The sequence below is a fragment of the Rhizobacter sp. Root1238 genome, assembly GCF_001425825.1.
GTDB lineage: Bacteria > Pseudomonadota > Gammaproteobacteria > Burkholderiales > Burkholderiaceae_C > Rhizobacter.
Genome location: NZ_LMDM01000048.1, coordinates 123,723 through 146,556 on the forward strand (window position 1 = coordinate 123,723; position 22,834 = coordinate 146,556).

Genomic DNA, 22,834 nt, shown 5'->3' on the forward strand with positions numbered 1-22,834 from the left:
CGGGCCACATCGATGAGCACCAGCACCGCGCACTGCAGCCTGCCGAGCCTGATCTTCGGGAAAGCACGTCCTCAAACCGACGGACGAGCGACCGGCGTCATGAGCGGGACACATCGCGTCCCTAGAGTCGCAGCTTCCAAAATCGGCTGTCACTCCCTCGACCATGATGTCTCGCTTCGCCCTGCGCCCGCTCTGCCTCGCCCTGTCCACCACCTTGCTGCTGAGCGCCTGCGGCGGCGGGGACAGCGGCGGTGACGACACCGCCCCGGGCTACACCGTCCCCGTTGCCCCGACCGGGCTCGGCAAGACGGACACCGCACCGGTGGCCGACGAAAGCACGGTGCTGCCGTTCGTCGACAACGCCTTCACCAACCAGCGCGGCGATGCGCGCTATGCGACGCTCTCGACCAATGCCGGCGTGCGCGTGGTCGGCGGCTTCCTGGCCCTGTGGAAACCGACGACCGCCGTCGTCGATGCCGGCGTGACGGCCGCGGCCAACGGCAGCTTCCCGGCCGTGGCCGCGTCGACCTGGAGCGGCATCCCGGGCGACGCCACCGACGGCACGGTGCTCGACGCCACGGTGCACGGTGCCAACATCCAGTACGTGATCGATGCGACCACCCGGCGCACGGCCGCGCAGGAACTGGCCGCCTACCTGGACGACCGCCGCGGCAAGGCCTACAGCGTCAGCGACGGCATGGGCCCGCTCACCGCGGCATGGCGCAGCGCCGCCCAGCAGGTGACCTCGATCACGGCCATCGCGGGCGACGCCACCACGGTGCTGTACAACGACAGCGGCAACAACACCGGCGTGGCCAGTGCCGCGGGCAACACGAACTTCGGCGTCGTCGTCGACTTCGTCAACGGCATCGGCGAGAACGGCTCCACCGAGCCGGCCAAGCGCTTCTTCAAGTACGCACGCCCGTGGCGCTGGAGTTCCAGCGTGAAGGTGGTGCCGGCGCTGGAGCCGGCCAAGAGCACGACGCCCACCACCGACGGCGGCTTCATCAGCGGCCACTCGGCCGAGGCGACGCGCGACGCCGTCGCGATGGCCTACGTGGTGCCGCAGCGCTTCCAGGAGATGCTCGCGCGCGGCGCGGAGCTTGGCGAGAACCGCATCCTCGCCGGCATGCACTCGCCGCTGGACGTGATCGGCGGGCGCGTGCACGGCCAGGCCGTTGCGGCCGCGGCCATCGCCACCGGCGCCAACTCGAAGATCCGTGCGGCGGCCTACACGCAGGCGCAGGCGGCGCTGATGGCCGCGGCGGGCGCGAGCAGCGCGGCCGAGCTCAACGCGTTCGCGCATGCGCAGGGCAGCAGCAGCGACCGCTTCGCCGACCGGGCTGCCGCGAAGGCCGACTACCTGCGGCGCCTGACGTACGGCTTCGCGCAGAACGGCGACAAGACCAGGGCGGCCGTCGTGCCCAAGGGCGCCGAGGTGCTGCTGGAGACCCGCCTGCCCTACCTGAGCGCCGAGCAGCGCCGCGTGGTGCTGAAGACCACCGCGCTGCAGTCCGGCTACCCGGTGCTGGACGATGCCGAAGGCTGGGGCCGCCTGAACCTGTTCGATGCGGCCGATGGCTACGGCGCCTTCAACGGCGACGTCAGCATCGTGATGGATGCCAGCCTTGGCGGCTTCAACGCGTCGGACAGCTGGAACAACACCATCGGCGGCGCCGGCAAGCTCAGCAAGTCGGGCACCGGCACGCTGGCCCTGACCGGCAGCAACCGCTACAGCGGCGGCACCGCGGTGCAAGCCGGGGCCTTGCGCGCCGACAGCGCGCTGGCGCTCGGCAGCGGCGACGTGCATGTGAGCGGAGGCAGCCTGGTCAGCAATGGCGGCACGGCACTCCATCTGCTCGGCGCCTACACCCAGCTGGGCGGCGGCACGCTGCAGCTGAACCTGGGCGCCGCCGATGCGGGGCGACTGGTCGTCGACGGCACGGTGACGCTGGATGGCGGCACGCTGACGCTGCAGTTCCGCAGCGGCTTCGCGCCGGTGGTGGGCGACACGATCCGGGTCATCAGCGCGTCGAAGCTGCGCGGCCGCTTCACGACGATCACGCTCCCGGGTCACACGGTGACGCCGACCTACACCGACACCGGCTTGTCGCTGCACATCGACGCCTGAGCACGCGTCGAAAAACCGTCGTCATCGAGAGCGCCTCGGCCACGGGGCGTTTCCTCGATCACTTCGTCTCCTTCACCGGCTTGAACCCCAGCCGCTGCATCGCCTTGCCGATCGCCTGCTTCGTCGTCCAGTAGTCCTTCCACGGGTCTTCGCGTTCGAACGACAGGTGATCGAGCGCGGTCCTGATGGTCCACTGGTTGCCGCCCTTCAGTTCGTCCAGCGCCTCCCACGGCACCGGCATCGAGACGCCCAGCCCCGGCCGCGCGCGCGCCGAGAACGCGGCCGCGGTCGTCGCGTTGTGGCCGTTGCGCAGGTAGTCGACGAAGATCTTGCCGACGCGATTGGTGGGCCCGCTTTTCGCGACGAAACGCTCCGGCACCACCTGCGCCATGTGCTGCACGATCGCCTGCGAGAAGCCCTTCACCGCATCCCAGCCGTGCTGCGGCTTCAGCGGCACCACCACGTGCAGGCCCTTGCCGCCGCTGGTCTTCAGCCAGCTCTCCAGGCCCAGCGCCTGCAGCAGCGAGCGCACCAGCGCCGCCGCCTCGCGCACCTTCGCCCACTCGACGCCTTCTCCCGGGTCCAGGTCGAACACCATCCGGTCGGGCTTGTCGATGCGGCGCGCGAGTGCATTCCAGGTGTGGAACTCGATCACGTTCATCTGCGCCGCGCCGGCCAGCGCGGCCGCGCTCGGCACCTCGAGCAGCGGCTCGTGTTCGGGCCACAGCGCCGGGTCGAGCTCGCGCATGCCGGGGAATCGCATCTTGCCGGCGTGCTTCTGGAAGAACTGCTCGCCGCCGACGCCTTCCGGCGCGCGCACCAGCGCGCACGGCCTGCCCTTCAGGTGCGGCAGCATCCGCTCGGCCACGCCCTCGTAGTAGCGCACCAGGTCGAGCTTGGTCAGCCCGGTGCTCTTGTCGATCACGCGTTCGGGGTGCGTCACCTTGGTTGTTGATGCGGACTTGGCCACGGATTTTTCCTTCACCTCGACGGCACGCTCGCGCGTGATCCGCTTCGCCGGCTTGTCGGTGCGCAGGCCTTCGAACGACGCATGGCGGATCTGCCCGTCGGGCGTCCATTCGCCGAAGCTGACCTCGGCCATCAAGGTCGGCTTGACCCAGCGGCGCTCGCCCTCGGCACCGCGCGGCCCGCGCCCGGGCTTCGGTGCCCTGACGAACGGCGATGCCTCGGCCTGCAGCTTCACCAGCTTCGTCTTCAGCTCGGCGGCCATCGCCGAATCCCAGCCGGTGCCGACGCTGCCGACCGAGCGCAGCGTGCCGTCGTCGTCGTGCACACCCAGCAGCAGGCTGCCGATGTGCGCGCCATCGCGCTCGCCGCGCCGGTCGGTGTAGCCGCCGATCACGAACTCCTGGCGCTGCTGGCACTTCAGCTTCAGCCAGTCCTCGGTGCGGCGCGACACGTAAGGCGCATCCTGCCGCTTCGCGATCACGCCTTCGAGCTTCAGCCGGCAGGCCGACTGCAGCACGCTGGCCGCATCGGCCGGAAAGTCTTCGCTGAAGCGCAGCGGCCCGCTGCCCTTCGCCTCGAGCAGCTGCTTCAGCAGCCGGCGGCGTTCGCGCAGCGGCAGCTCGCGCAGGTCGTGCCCTTCGAGGTACGGCAGGTCGAACAGGAAATACGCCACCTGCGCGGTGTTGCCGCCGTCGAATGCGTTCTGCAGTCGGTTGAACGCCGGCAGGCCGTCGTCGCCGAGCACGACGATCTCGCCGTCGAGCCAGGCCGACGTCACGTCGAGCTTGCGCAAGGCGGCCACCAGCGTCGGCAGCCGGTCGCTCCAGTCGTGCCCGCCGCGCGTGATCAGCACCGGCTTGCCGCGCTGGATGCGCGTCATGATCCGGTAGCCGTCGAACTTGATCTCGAAGCCCCAGTCGCCGTCGGCCGGCACGCCGCTCGCAAGCGTCGCGAGCTGCGGGGTCATCGTCGCCGGCAGCGGTGCCTTCACGGCCTTCGCGGAGCGGTCGTGCTGCGCGGGCTCCGGCCTGGCCTTGCCGTCCCCCGGACCCACGCTGTCCGGCAGCGCGCTGACGACGTCGTACTCCGCATGCGGCCGGGCGAAGCCGTCCTTCTTCTTCAGCAGCAGCCACGGCGGCTGCTTGTCGCTGCCGGCGCCGCGCATGCGCACCAGCTCCCAGGTGCCGTGCAGCTTCTCGCCGTCGAGCGTGAACGCGATCTTGCCGGCGGCCAGGCCCTTCTTCGCGTCGCCCACGGGCTGCCAGGTGCCGCGGTCCCAGATGATCACGTCGCCGGCGCCGTAGTGGCCTTCGGGGATGCGGCCCTCGAAGCTGTTGTACGACACCGGATGGTCTTCGGTGCGCACCGCGAGCCGCTTTTCCGACGGGTCGAAGCTCGGCCCCTTCGGCACCGCCCACGACAGCATCACACCGTCCAGCTCGAGCCGGAAGTCGTAGTGCAGCCGCGTCGCATCGTGCTTCTGCACGACGAACGCCAGCGCGTCGCCGGCCGAGGCCTGCTCGCCGCGCGGCTCCGGCGTCTGGCTGAAATCGCGCTTGCTCCAGTAGGTGTGCAACGGATCGGCTGCCGTCGAGCCGTGTGCGGCATGCGAGCTGTGCGCCATGGCCGTGCGCTCAGGCTCGCTTGCGGGCAGGCGACTTGCGCGCCGCCGGCTTGGCCGCTGCAGCCGCCTTGCCCTTCAGGCTCTTCGCGAGCAGCTCGGTCAGGTCGACCACGTTGCTCGGCCCGGTCGAGCCGCTCTCTTCCATCGGCTCGACCTGCTCGGTCTCGCCGCGCTCGACGCGCCGGGCCACCAGCGCGTGGATCGCTTCGGTGAAGCGGTCGGAATACGCCTCGGGTTTCCACGGTTCGGTCATGTCGCCGATCAGCTGCTGCGCCATCTTCAATTCGGCCTCCTTCAGGTTCACGCCCTTCCTGCCTTCGGGCGGCAGGTTGATGTCGGCCCACGGCCGGATGTCGGCGGCCCAGCGCAGCGTGTTCAGCATCAGCGCGGGGCCGCCCGGGATCAGCGCCGCCAGGTGCTCCTTGGTGTGCATCACGACGCGCGCAATGCCGATCACGCCTGCGGCGAGCATCGCCTCGCGCAGCAGCGCATACACCTTCTCGCCCTTGGCCAGCGGCTCCAGGTAATACGGCCGGTCGAGCAGCGTGAACGGGATCTCGTCGGCATGCGCGAACGATTCGATCTCGATCGTCTGGGTCGTCTTCGGGTACGCGGCCTTGATCTCGTCGTCGCTCAGCACGACGTAGTCGCCGCCCTCGACCTTCACGCCCTTCACGATGTGCGACTTGTCGATCTCGCGGCCGGTGCGCTTGTTGACGCGCTTGTAGCCGACCGGGTCCATCGAGCGCTTGTCGAGCCAGTCGAAATCGACGCCCGATTCCGACGCCGCCGGATACAGCGCGACCGGCACGTGCACCAGGCCGAAGCTGATGGCGCCTTTCCAGATGGCGTGGGGCATGGCGAAACTCCTTGAACGGCATTCGACGACGGTCCCAAGCCTAGGGTCGGCCTCAACCGCCTCGCCACCGGCGGATGGCGCACGCGGGTGTAGGAAGACGCCGGCTTGCAAAAGTTTTCTATCCGACTGGACGACCCGTGCGCTTCGGGAGTTCAATGGCGTCGCAGTACTTGGAACCGGTTCCAATGACCGCAGTACCCAGGGACCGTTTCTGCCATCCACACGAGGAGACGACATGAAACAGGTCCCATCACGCGGGTCGGGCCGCGCCTTGGCTTCGCGCATCGGGGGGGCGGCGTGCTTGCCGGCCCTGCTGCTCGCAGGCTGCGGCGGCAACGACGCTTCCGCCCCTTCTTCCGACACCAGCGGCAGCGCCTTCAAGGAGCAGTCGATGGCGGTCGCGGCCGGTCGGTACGCGTTGCAGAGCGTGTCGACCGGTCAGTGCATCGGCATCAATGGCGGCGGCAACGCCAGCGGCACGGCGCTGCAACTGCAGGCCTGCAGCAGCGTTGCGACCCAGCAGTTCGACCTGGCGCAGGTGACGACCGGCGTCTACAAGCTGACGGTCGCGGCGAGCGGCCTCGCAGTCGACGTGCAGAACGCGTCCGCCAGCGACGGCGCGCCGCTGCAGCAGTGGACCGACAACGGCACCAATGCGCAGCGCTTCCAGCTGACCGAGCCCGGCGCCGGCGTCGTCGCGCTGGTCAACGTCAACAGCGGCAAGTGCGTGCAGGCGGCCGATGCGGCCACCGTGCGCCAGTACGCCTGCGCCGCCGGCAGCGCGCCGCAGCAGTTCAAGCTGGTCGGCGGCAACGCGAACCCGCCCGACCCGGTCGGCCTGGTGCCGCTGTTCCCGCAGGGCACGCCGATCACCGAGCCGATCCAGACCGTCGAGGCCGACGGCACGCTGGTCACCTACATGGGCATGCGGCCGACCGAGCGCCACGCGCGCGAACGCGGCGAGGCCTGGGACGCGCCCGACCAGGGCCCGGGCCGCTACCTGACCTTTCCGTCGTTCTACTTCCAGAACCGCAGCTTCGGGCTGGTGATCCGCGACGAGGTGCCGGCCGGCCGCTCGAAGATCACCTTCACGCTGCGCGTCAACGACGGCACCTTCGACGGCACCACCTTCAGCCTGTTCCGCAACGCCAGCGACCCGAACGTGCGCGACTACGGCTGGGCGCTGAACTACGGCTTCGGCAACCCGAAGTTCCTGAACCAGGACCACTACCCGCTGCCGATCTGCATCGCCGGGCAGCCGGATGCCGACTGCCAGTTCTCGGTCGACACCAACTGGCGCACCGACCCGCACAGCACGCTGAAGGTCGGCGACCCGGTCGAGCTCGCACCGGCCCCGCGGCTGAAGTACAACGCCGACGGCAGCGCGGTGATCGACGGCGGCGGCGCGCGCTACTACTCGTTCGAGCAGCTGTACGTGGCGGGCGTCGGGCTGCGGCCGTGGTACGGCATCGCGCCGAACCTCGACTCCGCCGCGCTGCCCGCCGACACGCTGTCCGGCGGGCAGACCAGCCTGTCGTACAACTATTCCGAAGAGCCGATGCGCGTCTTCCAGCAGATGGCCAACAACATCGGCATCCAGAACACCAGGCGCTTCGTCGAAGGGCGGCGCCTGTTCCACACCTCGTTCGTCGACGGCCGGCATTCGGAGCATCCGGAGAGCAACCCGGTGTTCAGCGCGCATGCCGGGCAGCTGGGGCCACGCTACAACCAGGTCAGCTGCATCGCCTGCCATGCGATGAACGGGCGCACGACGGCCCCGGCCGCCGGCACGCCGTTCGCCGGCACGGTGCTGACCGGCAGCGCAGGCAGCGACGGCAAGCGCGTGCCCGATGCGACCTACGGGCTGAACGTGCTGCAGAAGGCCGGCGCCGCCGGCGCGGCGGACTACGGCGTCAACGTTCAGGCCTACACGACGACGGTGCGCACGCTGGCCGACGGCGAAAAGGTCGAGCTGCAGAAACCGGTGTATGCGTTCAAGGGCCCGGTGCCGGCGCAGTTCTCGGCGCGCCAGGCGCCGCAGGTGATCGGCGTCGGGCTGCTGGAGGCCTTGCCCGAGAGCACCGTGCTGGCGCTGGCCGACCCGGGCGATGCGAATGGCGACGGCATCCGTGGCGTCGCCAACCTGGTGATCGATCCGGAAACCGGGCAAACGCGGCTCGGCCGCTTCGGGTGGAAGGCCGCGAAGGCCAGCGTGCGCCACCAGGCCGCCGAGGCGCTGGTCAACGACATGGGCGTGGTGTCGCCGGTGTACCCGTCGCGCAGCTGCCAGCGCGCGGCCACCGACTGCCGCAGCAACCCGCAGGGCAGCGGCGTCAACGAGCAGGAGCTGCAGCGCGTCGTGCAGTACCTGGAGCTGCTGGCGGTGCCGGCCCAGCGCAGCCTGCGCAGCGCCTTCCCGGCGGGCGTGCGGGTGTCGCCGGAGCACGAGGTGAATCCGGCCCAGGTGGCGCGCGGCGCGCAGCTGTTCACGCAGGTCAACTGCGTCGGCTGCCACACGGCGACGCTGAAGACCGGCACGACCCACCCGTTCGCGGAGCTGCGCGACCAGACCATCCACCCGTACACCAACCTGCTGCTGCACGACATGGGCGCCGGGCTGGCGGACACGGTGGCCGAAGGCAAGGCGCAGCCGTCGATGTGGCGCACCGCGCCGCTGTGGGGCATCGGCTCGCTGCCGTTCGTGCAAGGCGCGGCGCAGAACGTGCGCTACCTGCACGACGGCCGGGCCCGAACGCTGATGGAGGCGATCGGTTGGCACGGCGGAGAGGCCGACAACAGCCGCCAGCGCTTCGAGGCCTTGTCGAAGGACGACCGGGCGGCGGTGCTGGCCTTCCTCGCCACGCTGTAGCGGCCCGGGGCTGTGCGAAGCCTCCTACAGGCGGTCGCGCCGGTGGACGATGGCACCGGCGCGGCGCCTGGGTACGCTCGACGGCGATGGACACCGCCGCCCCGCTCCCCTCCCGCTGGCCAGGCCTGCGCGCCTGGTGGTCGCTCGTGAAGCAGGCCGGCAATGCGTGGATCGACGACTACGCGCCCAGCATGGGCGCGGCGCTGTCCTACTACAGCATGTTCTCGCTGGCGCCGCTGCTGCTGATCGTGATCGCGATCGCCGGGCTGGTGTTCGGCGAGGACGCCGCGCGCGGCGAGGTGTTCGGCCAGATCCGCGGGCTGCTCGGCACCGAGTCGGCGCAGGCGGTCGAAGCGGTGCTGGCCAGCCTGCACAAGCCGGCCGAGGGCACCGCGTCGGCGGTGCTCGGCGTCGTCGTGCTGCTGGTCGGCGCCACCTCGGTGTTCGGCGAGCTGCAGGATGCGCTCGACCGCATCTGGCGGGCGCCGGCCCGCGTGCGCGCGAGCGGCTGGTGGAACCTGCTGCGCGCGCGGCTGCTGTCGTTCGGCATGATCCTCGGCATCGCGTTCCTGCTGATGATCTCGCTGGTGCTCAGCGCCGCGATCTCGGCGCTCGGCAAATGGTGGGGCGGCGCGTTCGGCAACTGGGCCACGCTCGCGCAGGGGGTGAACCTGGCGGTCGGCCTGCTGATGACGACCGGCGTGTTCGCGATGATCTACAAGCTGATGCCGCGGGTGGACGTGCGCTGGCACGACGTGTGGCTGGGCGCGCTGCTGACGGCCGTGCTGTTCACCGTCGGCCGCTACCTGATCGGCGCCTACATCGGCCGCAGCGGCGTGGCCTCGGGCTTCGGCGCCGCCGGCTCGCTGATCGTGATCTTCGTGTGGGTCTACTACTCGGCGCAGATCTTCCTGATGGGGGCCGAGCTGACCTGGGTCTATGCGCGCAGCTTCGGCTCGATGCGGCAGCTGCCGGCCCCGCCCGCGCCGACGACCTCGGGCACCGCGAGTGGAATTCCTACAGCGGGTTCTTGAGCGCACCTACACCAGGGAGATCGGCTCGTCCTTACAGTCTCTCCATCGCCAGGGAGAAAACACCATGCGTTCGCTGCACCTCGCCGACCTGTCGCACCGCTCGTTGCCGGTGGCCCGCAAGCTGCTCCCCGGCGTCGGCGTGGCCGTGCCGGTGGCGGTGGCGCTCGCGGCGCTGGCGATCGGCCTGCCGGTGACCGAGCGGGCCGACCGCAATGCGTTCGCCGCCGACATCCTGCTGATGGCGGCCGCGGTGCCGGCGGCAGCGGCGAGCGCGGTGCCGGTCATCAAGCGCGAGGTCAGCCGGGCGCGGGGCCTCGGGCCGTCGCTGGAGTCGCCATCCGGGCGATGACCCAGTCGACGAACACTCGCACCCGCGGCGACAGCTGCCGGCTGTGCGGGTACAGCAAGGACACCGGCATCGGCGCCGGACACCACGCCGCCAGCACCTCCTGCAAACGCCCGTCGGCCAGTTCGGCCTGCACGCGGTAGCGCGGCACCTGGACCAGGCCCTGGCCGGCCAGGCAGCAGGCCAGATAGGCATCGGCATGGCGCACTGACACGCTGCCCTTCATCGACACCGCTTGCGGCTGGCCGTCGACGATGAAATCGAACGGGACGCGCCGGCCGGTCGCACTCGACACGAAGTTCACCGCCCGATGCTGCGGCAGGTCCGCCAGCGAGTCCGGCACGCCGTGCTTCGCGAGGTAGGCCGGGCTCGCGCAGGTGAGCTGCGGGTTGTCGGCCACATGCCGCTGCACCATCGACGAATCGCGCGGGCTGCCGGCGCGCAGCACGCAATCCACACCCTCGCGCACCAGGTCGACCAGCCGGTCGCCCATGCCGACCTCCAGTTCGATGTCGGGGTAGCGGGTGCAGAACTCGCCGAGGTGCGGCAACAGGAAGTGGCGCGCGAGCGTTTCCTGCAGGTCGACGCGCAGCTTGCCCTTCGGGCTGGCCAGCGACTGGCCGAAGGCCGACTCGGTCTCGTCCAGGTCGGCCAGCAGCCGCACGCAGCGCTGGTGGTAGGCCTCGCCGTCGGGCGTCGGCTTCACCTGGCGGGTCGTGCGCTGCAGCAGCCGGGTGCCCAGGCGCTTCTCCAGCGCCTGGATCGCATGCGTCGCGGTCGCGCGCGGCAGTTCGAGGTCTTCGGCGCCCTTCGTGAAGCTGCCCAGCTCGACGATGCGCACGAACAGCTGCATGGTCTGGAAACGGTCCATCCGGTGTTCCCTGGTTGTTGTTTTTGGTTGAACAGTGATGGCAATTCTTGCCCATTTATTGATTTCCATCGAGCAACCAGACTTCCGTCCATCGCAACTCACTCCCAGGAGCTCACCATGACCCAGCCAGTCGCCATCGTCACCGGCGCATCCCGCGGCATCGGCGCCACGGTCGCCCGCCGCCTCGCGGCCGACGGCTTCGCCGTCATCGTCAACTACGCCGGCAACGCCGCTGCGGCCGCCGAGGTGGTCGCTGAAATCGCCGCGGCCGGCGGCCAGGCCACCGCGGTGCAGGCCGACGTGGCCGACCCGGCCGCCGCCCGCACGCTGTTCGACGAGGCGGTGCGCGCCTACGGCCGCGTCGACGTGCTCGTCAACAACGCCGGCGTGATGCCGACGAACATGCCGGCGCTCGTCGACACCGACGACGCGACCTTCGACCGCCTGTTCCACATCAACGTCAAGGGCAGCTTCAACACGATGCGCGAAGCCGTGAAGCGCCTGCAGGCGGGCGGGCGCATCGTCAACTTCTCGAGCAGCGTGGTCGGGCTCGCGACGCCGGGCTACGCGGCCTATGCGGCCGGCAAGTCGGCGATCGAGACGATGACCCACATCCTCGCGAAGGAGCTGCGGGGTCGCCAGATCACCGTCAACGCCGTCGCGCCGGGACCGACCGCGACCGACCTGTTCCTGAACGGCAAGAGCCCCGAGGTGATCGAGCGCCTGGCCCAGGCCGCGCCGCTGGAGCGGCTGGGCACGCCGCAGGACATCGCGGGCGTCGTGGCCTTCCTCGCCGGTCCCGACAGCGCGTGGGTCAACGGCCAGACCCTGCGCGCCAACGGCGGGGTGGTGTGACCCACCCCCGAGGCGCTGCGCGCCTCCCCCTCAAGGGGGCGCCGCCAGTGGCCCGGCGAAGCCGGTTCCACGGCGTCCGCTTGATCACTTCCTTCCAACTCGGAGAGCTTTCATGAAAAAGATCATCGTCATCACCGGTGCGTCGAGCGGTTTCGGCGCCCTCTCCGCGCGTGCGCTGGCCGACGCCGGCCACACCGTCTACGCCGGCATGCGGGCCATCGCGACGCGCAATGCGAAGGCGGCACAGGACGCCGCACGCTACGCGACGGAGCGCCGCGTCGACCTGCGCAGCATCGAGCTCGACGTCGGCTCGCAGGCGTCGGTCGATGCGGCGGTGGCCCGCATCGTCGACACCCACCAGCGGCTCGACGTCATCGTGCACAACGCCGGCCACCTGGTGACCGGCCCGGCCGAGGCCTTCACGCCGGAGCAGATCGCCCAGGTCTTCGACGTCAACACGCTGGGGACGCAGCGCCTGAACCGCGCCGCGCTGCCGCAGCTGCGCCGCCAGCGGCACGGGCTGGTCGTGTGGGTGTCGAGCTCCAGCGTCAAGGGCGGCACGCCGCCCTTCCTCGGGCCGTACTTCGCGGCCAAGGCGGCGATGGATGCCCTGGCAGTCAGCTACGCCGGCGAACTGGCGCGCTTCGGCGTCGAGACCAGCATCGTCGTGCCCGGCGCCTTCACGTCGGGCACCAACCACTTCGCGCACGCCACGCACGCGGCCGACGCCGACGTGGCCCAGGCCTACGACGCGCTGTACGCCGGGTTGCCCGAGCAGGTCGGCGAGGCGCTCGCGAAACTGGAACCGGCCGATGCCGACGTGGCCGATGTCGCACGGGCGATCGTCGCCGCCGTCGACGCGCCGTACGGCCAGCGGCCGTACCGCTTGCACGTCGATCCGAGCGACGACGGCTCGGGGATCGTCAGCGCGGTGGCCGACCGGATGCGCGTGCAGTTGTTCGAACGCGCCGGGCTGTCGGACCTGCTGAAGGTCGTGCCGACGGTCGCTTGAACCGTCGTGCAGGGCCATCTCGCAGGCCGCCGTCACCATCTTCATTTGCGATGGCGACCTCCGCATTCGCTGCACATTCGCGGCAGCCAATGGCCGGGGTTCCACCGGATCCACCGGTGGACGGCAACCACGGACACAGGCATGACGACGAAGGGATCGAACGAAGAACATGACGCGTCGCAGGCACCGCCGGCGCAGCTGCTGCTCGCGCTGCGAGACGCCTGCGCGCTGTGCAGCGACGACGCGCAGTTCGCCGCGATGGTGCGGCAGCAGCTGCAGCCGGTGCTGCCGCACGGCTCGCTGGTCGCAGCGATCGTGCGCATCGGGCCGCAGCAGCTTCGGCTGGTGCATGCGATCGGCGTCGACCACCCGGCCGCCGCGATGGCGAAGCTGCCGCGGCAGCTCGACCTGGACGACCGGCCGGCACTGAAACGCTGGCTCGACACCCGCGAGCCGCAGATGCTGAAGATGCCCTGCGATGCCGAGCGGGTGTCGGCGCTGGAGCGCCGCGAAATCGATGCGCTGGGCATCCGCCGGCTCGCGCTGCACGGCCGCATCGACCTCGGCGGCATCGTCGGCAGCTGCTTCAGCTTCTGCCACCTGAACGAAGACATCAGCCCCTCGCAGACGCTGGAGATCCTGCGCCTGGTGATCCCGCCGCTGCACGAGGGGCTGATGCACGCATGGCGGCACGAGCGGCAGGTGCTGCGCCGCCCGCTGGCACGCTGACCGGCCGACCGACGCGGTTCGAGGCGTCGCGTCAGCTCAGCGCAAGCGCTCCAGCGCGTTCGCCAGCTGCTGCACCGTGCGGTCGACACGCCCCAGCTTGTCGAGCCCGAACAGGCCGATGCGCCAGCTGCGGAAATCCGCCGGCTCGTCGCATTGCAGCGGCACGCCGGCGGCGGTCTGCAGGCCGAGCCCGGCGAACTTGCGGGCCGACTGGATCTCGGGGTCGTCGGTGTAGCTGACCACCACGCCCGGTGCCTCGAAGCCGGTCGCCGCGACGCTCTTGAAGCCCTTCTGCGCCAGCAGCGTGCGCACCTTGGTGCCGAGAAGCTGCTGCGCGTTGCGCGCCGCGTCGAAGCCGAAGCGGTTCGTTTCCTGCATGACCTCCCAGGTCTTCGTCAGTGCATCGGTCGGCATCGTCGTGTGGTAGCCGAACGCGCCGGCCTCGTAGGTCTCGGCGATCTGCAGCCACTTGCGCAGGTCGCACGCGAAGCTGGTGCTCTGCGTCTGCGCCATGCGGTCGCGCGCGGCCGCGCTCAGCATCACGAAGGCGCTGCCCGGCGAGCCGCTCCAGCCCTTCTGCGGCGCGCTGATCAGGATGTCGACGCCGGTGGCCTGCATGTCGACCCACATCGCACCCGACGCGATGCAGTCGAGCACGAACAGCCCGCCGACCGCATGCACCGCATCGGCCACCGCCTTCAGGTAGTTGTCGGGCAGGATGATCCCGGACGCGGTCTCGACGTGCGCCGCGAACACCAGCGCCGGCGATTCGCGCTGGATCGTCTGCACCACCTCGTCGATCGGTGGCGGCGCGTACGGCGCCTGGTAGCCCGAGCCGGTGGGGCGTGCCTTCAGCACGGTGGCGGCCGACGGGATCGAGCCCATCTCGAAGATCTGCGTCCAGCGGTAGCTGAACCAGCCGTTGCGGATCACCAGCACGCGCTGGCCGGTCGCGAACTGCCGGGCCACCGCCTCCATGCCGAAGGTCCCGCTGCCGGGCATCACGATCGCCGTCGGCGCGTGGTAGGTGCGCTTCAGCGTGTCGGTGATCCCGCGCAGCACGCCCTGGAACTTCTTCGACATGTGGTTCAGCGCGCGGTCGGTGTAGACGACCGAGAACTCGAGCAGGCCGTCGGGATCGACCTGGGGAAGCAGTCCGGGCATGGGAGTCTCCGTCAAGGTGTTGTGGGGCGCAGCGTAGCACCGGTCGGATCCCTGCCATCATCGCGCGCATGCGATTCCACCTCGGCCTGTGTTGTGCCGCCGCCGTGCTGCTGGCGGGTTGCGTGCATTCCCCCACGCTTGCCCCGGTCGTGCTGCTCGGCGAGGTGCATGACAACTCCGCGCAGCACGCGCTGCGGCTCGCCGAGTTCAGGACGCTGCTCGACGCCGGCGCGCGCCCGGCCTTGCTGATGGAGCAGTTCGACCGCGATCGCCAGCCCGAGATCGACCGGTTGCGCGCCGCGACGCCGCCCCCGACGGCCGAGGCCCTGGTCGCCGCGGTGGCTGGAAGCGATTCCGGCTGGAACTGGCGTTTCTACACGCCCTTCGTGCAGCTGGCGCTCGACCATGGCCTGCCGATCGTCGCGGTCAACGTGTCGCGCGCCGAGAGCCGCCAGGTGATCGGCAAGGGCCTGGCCAACACCGGCTTCTCGGCCGACGTGCCGGAGGCGATCTGGTCGGCCCAGGCCGGCGACATCGAGGCCAGCCACTGCGGGATGATCAACGCCGCCACTGCCCGCCGCATGGCCGGCGCGCAGGTCGCGCGCGACCAGTTCATGGCCCGCAGCATCGAGGTGCATGCCTACCGCGGCGTGGTGCTGCTGGCCGGCAACGGCCATGTGCGGCGCGATGTCGGCGTGCCGCGCTGGCTGGCCGAGCGCACCCGCGCGCGCAGCCGCAGCGTCGGCTACCTGGAAGGCAACGACGTGCCCCCGCCGGGCGCCTACGACCGCGTCGTCGTCACGCCGGCGCAGCCGCGCGAGGACCCGTGCGCGGCGATGCGCCAGCCCCCGGCGCCCCGTTCGCCCTGAGTCAGCCCCACGCCTCCTGCACCGCCGCGCGCACCGCCAGCGTCGCCGGCGACAACCGGTTCTCCGGCGGCGATGCGAAGCAGATCCAGGTGTGCGCCCGCCAGTGCTTCCAGATGCGCAGCTCGCCGTGGCGCTCGGCCTGCTCGGCCTGGTCCAGCCGCACGACGCCGACGCCCATGCCGCTGGCCACCATGCTGCGCACCACGCCCTCGGTGCTGGCCGAGGCGCCCTCTTCGCGGTACTCGCGGCCACCGGCAGCGAACAGCGCATCGATGTGGGTGCGCAGCACGCAGCCGGCCGGCGTGCCGATCCACGGCTGCGTCATCAGGTCGACCAGCGACGGGTCGGGATGAGCCTCGGCGAACGCGGTCGGCAGCGCGACCACCAGGTCGACCGTCGCGAGCCGCTGCAGCTGCAAGCCCGGCACGTCCTCGTGGTCGGTCATCACGTAGGCGCAGTCCAGCTCGCCGCGCTGAAGCATCAGCAGCATCTCGGACGACAAGCCCTGCTGCAGCTGCAGCGTGACCTGCGGGTTGCGCTGCGCGAGCCGCAGCAGCGCATCGCCGAGCCGCAGCGCGATCGGGTCGCTGACGGTGCCGAAGCGCACCACGCCCTGCGCCGCGCCGCGCAGCTGCGCCGCCGCCGAACGAAGCCGCCCGGCCGAGGCCAGCGTGCGCTCGGCGTCGTCGAGCAGCCGGCGGCCCTCTTCGGTCAGCACCATGCCGCGCGGCGTGCGGTCGAACAGCCGCACGCCGAGTTCGTCCTCCAGCGCCTTGACCTGCGCGCTGACGGCCGGCGGGCTGGTGAACACGCGCTCGGCGGCACGCGTCAGGTGGCCCTCCTGGGCGACCGCGACGAAGGTCTTCAGTTGATACAGCTCCATGGCAGCGGATTGTGGCCATGGGGTGCCGGGCTGTCAGTTCGGATTTCCTGAGGCCCCGGTCCGAATTCGCGAATGGCCTTGCAGGCCTGCGCTGCCGAGACTGGCGCCATCGCATCCGTTTCCGTGGAGCCCGCCATGACCCTTCCCCGTTCTCCAGCCGTCGGCATCGCCGGGCTGCTGCTCGCGACCACCGCCTGGGGCAGCCTGTTCCTTGCCAGCAAGCCGGTGCTGCCGCACGTCGACCCGGTGTGGTTCACGCTGCTGCGCTACAGCATCGCGACGCTGGGCTTCATGGCGGTGCTGCGCCTGCGCGGGCCGGTGCCGTGGATCGCGCTGCGGCAGCACGGCGCGCGGCTGGCGGGGCTCGGCTTCATCGGCTATGGCGTGTTCAGCGCGATGGTGCTGGTGGGCCTCGCGCATTCGCTGCCGTCGCACGGCGCGGTGATCATGGCGACGATGCCGATCACGACGCAGCTGGTGCGCTGGGCGCTCGACGGCCAGCGGCCGACCCGCAGCGCGATCTTCAGCACGCTGCTGGCGCTGGTCGGCGTGGCGATGGTGTCGGGTGCGGTGACGCAGGCGACGTCCGCGCAAGCCTCGACGCTGGTCGGCGACCTGACGGCACTGGCCGGCACGCTCGGCTGGATCGCCTACACCCGCGGCGCGGCGCGCTTTCCGGCGCTCGACGTGATCGGCTTCAGCGCGTTGAGCGCCCTCGCCTCGTGGCCGCTGCTGCTCATCGCCACGCTCGCGCTGACCGCCTTCGGGCTGGCGCCGGTCCCCACCGCCGAGGCCGCGTGGAACGCGGGGCCGGCGCTGGTCTACATCGGCCTCGTGCCGACGGTGTTCGGGGTGTTGGCGTACAACTTCGGCGTCAGGACGCTGGGCGTCGTGACCAGCACCGCGTTCCTGAACGTCGTTCCGGTGTCGGTGCTGCTGATCGGGGCCGCGATGGGCTCACGCCCGGCGCTGCATGAGCTGGCCGGGGTGATGCTGGTGGTGTCGGGCTTGCTGGTCCACACGCTGTCGCAGCGTGCGGCCTCTCGCAAGCAAAGCGGGAAGGACGCTCAGCGGCCGGTGCCGGCCGGCGACATCGACAGGAACGCGCTGGTGTGCAGGTCGCCCCGTCCGCTGCGGCTGTTGTCGATCGCGCGCATGCGGCGCTCGAGTTCGTAGATGTCGTGGGATTCGGCCAGCCAGGCCTCGTCGTAGCCGCGGGGCTGGGTGCCGCCGGCGAATGCGTTGCGCATGGCGCTGGCGATGGCATTGATGAAGTTCATGTTCTATCTCGGTCCGTCTTGTGGTCGGTTTTTTCTCAGTCGGTGTGCCCGTCGTGCGGGTTAACACCTAGTACCTAGTGTAAACCCTGACGCATGTCCTGTCTGTGACGGAAACCGCTGACCCCCTGTGAATCGGGGGCCACGAAAATGATCGCTTCGCCCGTGCGGCCGGAGGACCCGATGAAGACGCTGCGATGCCGCTGCCTGGCCGGCCTGCTGTTCACGTTGCTCGCCAGCGCCCATGCGGCAGCCCGGGCTCAGGCCCCCGATGCGTACCGCGGGCTGTGCGATGCATCGGCCGCCATCGCGCTCGATGCCCGGCATTTCGTCGTCGCCGACGACGAACACAACACGCTGCAGGTGTTTCGCCGCGATGCGCCGGACGCCGTCGGACGAATCGACCTCGACGACTTCCTCGGCACCGCGGGTGGCCGCGAATCCGACCTCGAAGGCGCGGCCGAGACCGGCGGCGTCATCTACTGGATCGCCTCGCACGGCCGCAGCAGCGCCGGCAAGAAGCGCGACGAGCGGCACCGGCTGTTCGCGACCGAGCGCGTCCCCGGGGCGGTGCCGCCTTCGCTGCGCCCGGTCGGCCAGCCCTACACCCGCCTGCTCGACGACCTGCTCGATGCGCCGCAGCTGAAAAACTACCGGCTGAAAGACGCGTCGAAGCGGCCGCCCGAGGCAGAGGGCGGCCTGAACATCGAAGGCCTGGCCGCGACGCCCGGCGGCGCGCTGCTGGTCGGGCTGCGCAACCCGTTGCCGCGCGGGCGGGCGCTGGTCGTCGCGATCGACAACCCGGCGCAGGTCGTGCGCGGCCAGCGCGCGACGATCGGCAGCGTGACCGAGCTGGCGCTCGGCGGCCGCGGCATCCGCAGCCTCGAACGCGTCGGCAGCGGCTACCTCGTCGTCGCCGGGCCGCCGGCCGATGACGGCAGCTTCGCGCTGTACCGCTGGTCCGGCAACGCCGGCGACGCGCCGGTGCCGGTGACGGCGGTCGCGTTCGGCAGCCTGCGGCCGGAGGCGCTCTTCGCATGGCCGGGAACCGGCGAGGTGCAGGTGCTCAGCGATGACGGCGGCGTGCGCACCGCCGGCGTCGAATGCAAGGCGCTGCCGGCGGCGCAGCGTGCGTTCCGCAGCCTCGTCGTCAAGCCGTGACGCTCACAGCGCCCGCGTCAACGCCCAGACGCCCTGCACCACCTGCGCCATGCGGCGGTAGTCCAGCGTCTCCCAGCGGTCGCCCGGCTGGTGGTAGTGGTCGTTGCGCAGGAAGGCGGTGTCGGTGACCATCAGCGCGGGCATGCCGAGCGCCCAGTAGCTCAGGTGGTCGGAGAAGTCGATGCCGTCGAGCGCGGTCGGCGCATTGATCGTCTGCACGCGCAGGTCGGTGGCACCCGCCATCACCGCCTTCACCCGGCGCGTGAGGCCGAAGCGTTCGAGGCGGCCGACGACCGCGATGAAATCGCCGCGGTCGCCATACAGCGCCGACAGGCCCGACACCGGGTAGCGCTGCGAGCCCGGCTGGTCGGAGAAGGTGCCGATCATCTCCAGCGCCAGCATCAGGCGCGGCTCGCGGCCGCTGGCGCGCAGCGACTGCGCATGCACCGCGCTGCCCATCCCGGCCGTGCGGAAGTACGGCGGCTCCTCCAGCGTGTAGGCGACGAGCTCGACCGGCCGTGGCGACGGATCGCGGCCGAGCAGCCGCGCCAGTTCCAGCAGCCCGGCGACACCGCTCGCGTTGTCGTCGGCACCCGGGGTCGCATCGCCGGGGTCGCCGCCATGCGCGTCGTAATGCGCGCCGATCACCAGCGGCGCACCGTCCGCCGGCCCGAAGCGCGCGACCAGGTTGCGATGACGGACCTCGCCGGCGCCGACCTCCTGCGTGCTCACCGCGCCGCCGGATTCGCGCAGCACGCCGGCCACGTAGTCGGCCGCCGCCTCGAGCCGCCCGGATGGGCCGGCCACGCGCGGATGCAGGTCGACCGACAGCCGCCACACATGCGCCTTCAACCGCTCGGCGTCGACTTCGGGCGGGTGCGCCACGAGTGGCACCACCCACGGCTGCGCGACGGTGATCCAGGCCGCGATCAAGACCGCGAGCACGGCCGCGAGCAGGCCGACCCAGGCGATGCGAAACCCTCTTGTCATGCGCGATCCCTCGACGATTCGATCGTCGCATCGTGCCCACGGCGCGCGACCCCGTGGGGCGGCATCCGACGATCGACCGGTTCGAGGCCGCGAAACTCAGCCGGTCGCGATCCGGCCGCCGGCCGCGCGGCGGAAGCGCCCCGGCGTCACGCCCGCATGCCGCGCGAACGCGCGATTGAACGCCGCCTCGGAGCGGTAACCCACCGCCTCGCCGACCGACGCGCTGTCGTGGTTGCCTTGCGCGAGCAGCCGCGACGCAAGCTCCATCCGCAGCGTCGTCAGCAGCTCGATCGGGCCGCAGCCCGCCGCTTGCTGGAACTGGCGCGCGAAGGTCGCGCGCGACAGGTGGCAGCGGCGCGCCATCTCGTCGACCGTCCATGGCCGCTGCGGCTCGGACAGCATCGCCTGCAGCGCCGGCGCGAGGCGCTCGCGCACCATCAGGCCGAGCACGCCGCGCTGCTGCGGCTGCTGCGCCAGGTGCGCGCGCAGCGCCAGCGTGAACAGGGCGCCGCACAGCCCGGCGACGATCGCGGCCGCGCCCGGCTGCTGCTGTTCGATCTCGTGCGCCATCATGCCGACCAGCCCGCGCAGCCAGGCCGCGCCCGGCGCCGCCTCGAAGGGCGCGACGATGTGCGCCGGCAGCGCATCGAGCACGCTGCTGCGGCGCCGCCCGGCGAACTCGAACTCGCCGCACAACAGGTCGAGTGCGGCCGCCTGCGGCGACGCGAGGTTGGTCTTCAACGGCAGCACCGGGCCGTCGTCGGTGCGGATCGCCGGACCGCGCCGGGCCGACACGCCGCGCACCACATGCGCGTCGCCATGCGGCAGCACCAGCAGGCTGCCCTGCCGCAACGCGATCGCGCGCCGCTGCGCCGGCAGCCACACCTCGCACTCGCCCGCCAGCACCACGTGGAACGGCGCCCGCCACGGCCCGATCGCGGCGTGCGGCACCGAGAAGCCGGGGCCGAACAGGCATCGCAGGTCCATGCGACCGCGCAGCTCGAGCGTGGCGACCAGCTGGCTCAAGGCATCCATCGGCAGGTTCCCGGTTGAGACGATGGAGCAATTATCGGAGACCCGCCGGCATTCACCATCGCATCGGGCGTGCCTACAGTCGGGTCATCGACACACCGTCGCCGTGATGGACCCCGCCATGAACTCCCCACGCTCCACCATCCCCGTCTCGTTCTTCAGCATCGCGGTCGGCCTGCTCGCGCTGGGCGCGGCCTGGCGCGTTGCCGTCGGGCTGTGGGCCTTGCCGGCCTGGCTGGCCTCGGCCGTCACCGCCGCAGGCCTCGTCGCGTGGCTCGCGTTGCTGGTGCTGTACGCGCTGAAGTGGCTGCGGCACCGCGAGGCGGCGCGCGCCGAGCTGCAGCATCCGCTGCAGTCGGCCTTCCTCGCGCTGGTGCCGGTGTCCAGCCTGCTCGCTGCCGTTGCGCTGCAGCCGCTGTCGCGACCGCTGGCGTTCGCGGTGTTCATCGTCGCGCTGCTGGCGTCGCTGGCCATCGGCGCGTGGCTGTACGGCCGCGTCTGGCAAGGCGGGCTGACGCCGGAGCTCGTCACGCCGGCGATCTACCTGCCGGTGGTCGCGCAGAGCTTCGTCGCCGCGCTCGCATCCGCCAGCTTCGGCTGGATGCAGGTGGGCCTGTGGTTCTTCGGCGCCGGCCTGCTGGGCTGGCTCGCGATCGAGTCGACCATCCTGAACCGGCTCGGCACGCGCGGCCCGCTGCCGGCCGCGATGCGGCCGCTGCTGGGCATCCAGCTCGCACCGCCGGTGGTCGGCGGCGTCGCATGGATGGCGCTCGGTCACGAGTCGCCCGACTGGGTCGGCCAGGCCCTGCTCGGTTACGGGCTGTATCAAGCACTGTTGCTGGCCCGGCTGCTGCCGTGGATCCGCGAACAAGGTTTCACGACCTCGTACTGGGGCTTCAGCTTCGGCGTGGCGGCGTTGCCGACGCTCGCGATGCGCCTGGCCGCGCAGGGCACGCACGACAGCGCGGTGCACTGGCTCGCGCCGATCGCGTTCGCACTGGCCAATGCGATCGTCGTCGCGCTCGCGGTCGGCACGCTGCGCCTGTGGGCGGCCGGCCGCCTGGTCCCGGCCATGCCGTCGACGGCCGCACCGGCCGCCCCCACCCATCCGGGGGTGTCCCTGCCCGTCTGACGCCTTGGGGTGACTTTGGTCGAGCGGCGCGGCAGGGTCCGGCCGCAATAATGGCCCGATGCCCGCACGACGAGATCACGCCCGCCCGCCACGACGATCGACTGCCGCCCCCCGGGTCGGCGTCGGCCTGCTGGTGCTGGCGGGCCTGTTCGCCGGTTGCGGGCCGGCCCACTCCAACGACGGCGGCAACGGCATGATCTTCGGCCTGTTCAAGAGCAAGTTCACGACGAGTATCGGTCCGCAGGTCGGCGCTTCGCTGGTGCGCGAAGCGGCCTGGCCCGCATCGATGCCGGCGCCGCCGGCAGCGTCGTACCCGCCGATCCGCAACGTCAGCATCGACGGCGGCCTGCCGCCGGCCGGCACGCTGGCCGCGACGCGCACCGAGCACCCGGCCGCCGAGGCCTTCGTCATCGACGCGGCGGCGGGCCAGCCTGCGCTGGCCGTCGTCAACACCTACGACCCGGAGCGCCGCACGCAGCTGTGGCAGCTCGACGCCCGCGACGCGCGCCGCTTCGACAAGCAGCGCAGCGCCACCTTCGATGCGGCGCAGGCGAAGTGGCTGATGTACAGCGCCGAATCGGTGCTCGCGCTGCCCGGCAGGCAACTGCTGATCCAGCTGAAATACCACAAGCCGCAGGCGGCCGACGGCCTGTTCGTCTACGACGCCGAGGCCAACCGCATCCGAAGCTTCGGCAACGTCGAACCCGACTGGTCGCGCGGCCTGCCGTTCAGGTTCGTCGACAGCCTGCAGCTGCGTCCCGATGCCGTGCTGGTGCGCTACCAGACCGACAAGGAACGGCTCGGCCCGCAGCGCTACGTGAACCACTTCGAGCACCTGGTGCTGTTCTCGCCGCGCCACCGCGACGGCCTCGAACTGGTGAAGCTCGGCCTCGACGACGGCAGCGTCCGCCGCTGGGGCCTGTCGGGCAGCAAGCTCTGGTTGCAGACCGTCGACGAGCGGGCGTCGCCGCCGCGCGAATTCGTCTGGTCGCTGGACCTCGCCCGCGCGCTCTGACGTTTCAGTGAC

At 71.1% G+C, this 22,834-nt stretch carries 19 protein-coding genes and 1 pseudogene; 12 read left to right on the forward strand and 8 right to left on the reverse strand.

All coding sequences use genetic code 11. From position 1 onward, the window contains the following. Window positions 1-163: 163 nt before the first annotated feature. Entirely contained in the window at window positions 164-2,131 is a 1,968-nt protein-coding gene (locus ASC98_RS25960; RefSeq protein ID WP_056808825.1) for a phosphatase PAP2 family protein, read from the forward strand. A 58-nt stretch (window positions 2,132-2,189) separates the two neighbouring features. On the opposite strand, the gene ligD is transcribed toward ASC98_RS25960, so the two are convergent. Then, complete coding sequence (gene ligD, locus ASC98_RS25965; RefSeq protein ID WP_056808824.1) at window positions 2,190-4,724, reverse strand: DNA ligase D; 2,535 nt, start codon at window positions 4,722-4,724, stop codon at window positions 2,190-2,192. 10 nt (window positions 4,725-4,734) lie between these two features. Next, entirely contained in the window at window positions 4,735-5,583 is an 849-nt protein-coding gene (locus ASC98_RS25970) for a Ku protein (protein WP_056808823.1), read from the reverse strand. 235 nt (window positions 5,584-5,818) lie between these two features. Between ASC98_RS25970 and ASC98_RS25975 the strand changes: the two genes are divergently transcribed. From ASC98_RS25975 to ASC98_RS25985, 3 genes are all read left to right on the forward strand, one after another. After that, window positions 5,819-8,452 (forward strand): di-heme oxidoredictase family protein, encoded by a 2,634-nt coding sequence (locus tag ASC98_RS25975; RefSeq protein ID WP_162249358.1) that lies wholly within the window; start codon window positions 5,819-5,821, stop codon window positions 8,450-8,452. A gap of 86 nt (window positions 8,453-8,538) precedes the next feature. Further along, window positions 8,539-9,486, forward strand: coding sequence for a YihY/virulence factor BrkB family protein (locus ASC98_RS25980; RefSeq protein WP_056808822.1), 948 nt, complete (start codon window positions 8,539-8,541; stop codon window positions 9,484-9,486). A 64-nt stretch (window positions 9,487-9,550) separates the two neighbouring features. After that, entirely contained in the window at window positions 9,551-9,835 is a 285-nt protein-coding gene (locus tag ASC98_RS25985) for a hypothetical protein (RefSeq protein WP_056808821.1), read from the forward strand. Here the strand turns inward: ASC98_RS25985 and ASC98_RS25990 are convergent. Beyond that, window positions 9,783-10,703: a LysR family transcriptional regulator gene (locus tag ASC98_RS25990; protein ID WP_056808820.1), complete on the reverse strand. Its 921-nt coding sequence runs from the start codon at window positions 10,701-10,703 to the stop codon at window positions 9,783-9,785. The genes ASC98_RS25985 and ASC98_RS25990 overlap by 53 nt on opposite strands. A gap of 117 nt (window positions 10,704-10,820) precedes the next feature. On the opposite strand from ASC98_RS25990, the gene ASC98_RS25995 reads away from it, so the two are divergent. The 3 genes from ASC98_RS25995 to ASC98_RS26005 all read left to right on the forward strand — a co-directional run bounded on the left by ASC98_RS25995 (window position 10,821) and on the right by ASC98_RS26005 (window position 13,299). Then, window positions 10,821-11,558, forward strand: coding sequence for a glucose 1-dehydrogenase (locus tag ASC98_RS25995; protein ID WP_082542296.1), 738 nt, complete (start codon window positions 10,821-10,823; stop codon window positions 11,556-11,558). Window positions 11,559-11,670: 112 nt separating this feature from the next. Further along, a complete protein-coding gene (locus ASC98_RS26000; RefSeq protein ID WP_056808819.1) occupies window positions 11,671-12,570 on the forward strand; it encodes an SDR family NAD(P)-dependent oxidoreductase in 900 nt (299 codons plus the stop codon). Between the two features lie 141 nt (window positions 12,571-12,711). Continuing rightward, entirely contained in the window at window positions 12,712-13,299 is a 588-nt protein-coding gene (locus ASC98_RS26005; protein WP_056820567.1) for a hypothetical protein, read from the forward strand. Between the two features lie 36 nt (window positions 13,300-13,335). Here the strand turns inward: ASC98_RS26005 and ASC98_RS26010 are convergent, their stop codons facing one another. Continuing rightward, window positions 13,336-14,463 (reverse strand): aminotransferase class V-fold PLP-dependent enzyme, encoded by a 1,128-nt coding sequence (locus ASC98_RS26010; RefSeq protein ID WP_056808817.1) that lies wholly within the window; start codon window positions 14,461-14,463, stop codon window positions 13,336-13,338. A 68-nt stretch (window positions 14,464-14,531) separates the two neighbouring features. On the opposite strand from ASC98_RS26010, the gene ASC98_RS26015 reads away from it, so the two are divergent. Continuing rightward, window positions 14,532-15,332, forward strand: a complete 801-nt coding sequence (locus ASC98_RS26015; RefSeq protein ID WP_082542295.1) for a ChaN family lipoprotein — start codon at window positions 14,532-14,534, stop codon at window positions 15,330-15,332. Between the two features lies 1 nt (window position 15,333). Here the strand turns inward: ASC98_RS26015 and ASC98_RS26020 are convergent, their stop codons facing one another. After that, window positions 15,334-16,215 carry a LysR family transcriptional regulator gene (locus ASC98_RS26020; protein WP_056808815.1) on the reverse strand — a complete coding sequence of 294 codons (882 nt, stop codon included), beginning with the start codon at window positions 16,213-16,215 and terminating at the stop codon, window positions 15,334-15,336. 135 nt (window positions 16,216-16,350) lie between these two features. On the opposite strand from ASC98_RS26020, the gene ASC98_RS26025 reads away from it, so the two are divergent. Beyond that, a complete protein-coding gene (locus ASC98_RS26025) occupies window positions 16,351-17,391 on the forward strand; it encodes a DMT family transporter (protein ID WP_082542294.1) in 1,041 nt (346 codons plus the stop codon). On the opposite strand, the pseudogene ASC98_RS31950 reads toward ASC98_RS26025, so the two are convergent. After that, a pseudogene (locus ASC98_RS31950) lies at window positions 17,388-17,495 on the reverse strand (hypothetical protein); the annotation flags it as partial. The gene ASC98_RS26025 and the pseudogene ASC98_RS31950 sit on opposite strands and share 4 nt — an antisense overlap. A 180-nt stretch (window positions 17,496-17,675) precedes the next feature. Between ASC98_RS31950 and ASC98_RS26030 the strand changes: the two are divergent. Further along, on the forward strand, window positions 17,676-18,653 hold the full coding sequence (locus ASC98_RS26030; protein WP_082542319.1) for a DUF3616 domain-containing protein: 978 nt from the start codon (window positions 17,676-17,678) through the stop codon (window positions 18,651-18,653). A 3-nt stretch (window positions 18,654-18,656) separates the two neighbouring features. Here the strand turns inward: ASC98_RS26030 and ASC98_RS26035 are convergent, their stop codons facing one another. Together ASC98_RS26035 and ASC98_RS26040 are read right to left on the reverse strand one after the other, a co-directional pair. Then, complete coding sequence (locus ASC98_RS26035) at window positions 18,657-19,643, reverse strand: M28 family peptidase (RefSeq protein WP_056808812.1); 987 nt, start codon at window positions 19,641-19,643, stop codon at window positions 18,657-18,659. A gap of 96 nt (window positions 19,644-19,739) precedes the next feature. Further along, a complete protein-coding gene (locus ASC98_RS26040) occupies window positions 19,740-20,678 on the reverse strand; it encodes an AraC family transcriptional regulator (protein WP_056808811.1) in 939 nt (312 codons plus the stop codon). Between the two features lie 118 nt (window positions 20,679-20,796). Between ASC98_RS26040 and tehA the strand changes: the two genes are divergently transcribed. Further along, a complete protein-coding gene (gene tehA, locus ASC98_RS26045) occupies window positions 20,797-21,807 on the forward strand; it encodes a dicarboxylate transporter/tellurite-resistance protein TehA (RefSeq protein WP_056809242.1) in 1,011 nt (336 codons plus the stop codon). 58 nt (window positions 21,808-21,865) lie between these two features. Then, complete coding sequence (locus ASC98_RS26050; RefSeq protein ID WP_157598271.1) at window positions 21,866-22,822, forward strand: hypothetical protein; 957 nt, start codon at window positions 21,866-21,868, stop codon at window positions 22,820-22,822. The last annotated feature ends 12 nt before the right edge of the window (window positions 22,823-22,834 follow it).

Bases quoted from the DNA above. Each gene is read 5' to 3' on its own strand.
- ASC98_RS26020 (WP_056808815.1), bottom strand. From the start codon at position 16,215: ATGGAGCTGTATCAACTGAAGACCTTCGTCGCGGTCGCCCAGGAGGGC.
- ASC98_RS26025 (WP_082542294.1), top strand. From the start codon at position 16,351: ATGACCCTTCCCCGTTCTCCAGCCGTCGGCATCGCCGGGCTGCTGCTC.
- ASC98_RS26015 (WP_082542295.1), top strand. From the start codon at position 14,532: ATGCGATTCCACCTCGGCCTGTGTTGTGCCGCCGCCGTGCTGCTGGCG.
- ASC98_RS26010 (WP_056808817.1), bottom strand. From the start codon at position 14,463: ATGCCCGGACTGCTTCCCCAGGTCGATCCCGACGGCCTGCTCGAGTTC.
- ASC98_RS26040 (WP_056808811.1), bottom strand. From the start codon at position 20,678: ATGGATGCCTTGAGCCAGCTGGTCGCCACGCTCGAGCTGCGCGGTCGC.
- ASC98_RS26005 (WP_056820567.1), top strand. From the start codon at position 12,712: ATGACGACGAAGGGATCGAACGAAGAACATGACGCGTCGCAGGCACCG.
- ASC98_RS25975 (WP_162249358.1), top strand. From the start codon at position 5,819: ATGAAACAGGTCCCATCACGCGGGTCGGGCCGCGCCTTGGCTTCGCGC.
- ASC98_RS25995 (WP_082542296.1), top strand. From the start codon at position 10,821: ATGACCCAGCCAGTCGCCATCGTCACCGGCGCATCCCGCGGCATCGGC.
- tehA (WP_056809242.1), top strand. From the start codon at position 20,797: ATGAACTCCCCACGCTCCACCATCCCCGTCTCGTTCTTCAGCATCGCG.
- ligD (WP_056808824.1), bottom strand. From the start codon at position 4,724: ATGGCGCACAGCTCGCATGCCGCACACGGCTCGACGGCAGCCGATCCG.
- ASC98_RS26035 (WP_056808812.1), bottom strand. From the start codon at position 19,643: ATGACAAGAGGGTTTCGCATCGCCTGGGTCGGCCTGCTCGCGGCCGTG.
- ASC98_RS26000 (WP_056808819.1), top strand. From the start codon at position 11,671: ATGAAAAAGATCATCGTCATCACCGGTGCGTCGAGCGGTTTCGGCGCC.
- ASC98_RS25990 (WP_056808820.1), bottom strand. From the start codon at position 10,703: ATGGACCGTTTCCAGACCATGCAGCTGTTCGTGCGCATCGTCGAGCTG.
- ASC98_RS25980 (WP_056808822.1), top strand. From the start codon at position 8,539: ATGGACACCGCCGCCCCGCTCCCCTCCCGCTGGCCAGGCCTGCGCGCC.
- ASC98_RS25960 (WP_056808825.1), top strand. From the start codon at position 164: ATGATGTCTCGCTTCGCCCTGCGCCCGCTCTGCCTCGCCCTGTCCACC.
- ASC98_RS26050 (WP_157598271.1), top strand. From the start codon at position 21,866: ATGCCCGCACGACGAGATCACGCCCGCCCGCCACGACGATCGACTGCC.
- ASC98_RS25970 (WP_056808823.1), bottom strand. From the start codon at position 5,583: ATGCCCCACGCCATCTGGAAAGGCGCCATCAGCTTCGGCCTGGTGCAC.
- ASC98_RS25985 (WP_056808821.1), top strand. From the start codon at position 9,551: ATGCGTTCGCTGCACCTCGCCGACCTGTCGCACCGCTCGTTGCCGGTG.
- ASC98_RS26030 (WP_082542319.1), top strand. From the start codon at position 17,676: ATGAAGACGCTGCGATGCCGCTGCCTGGCCGGCCTGCTGTTCACGTTG.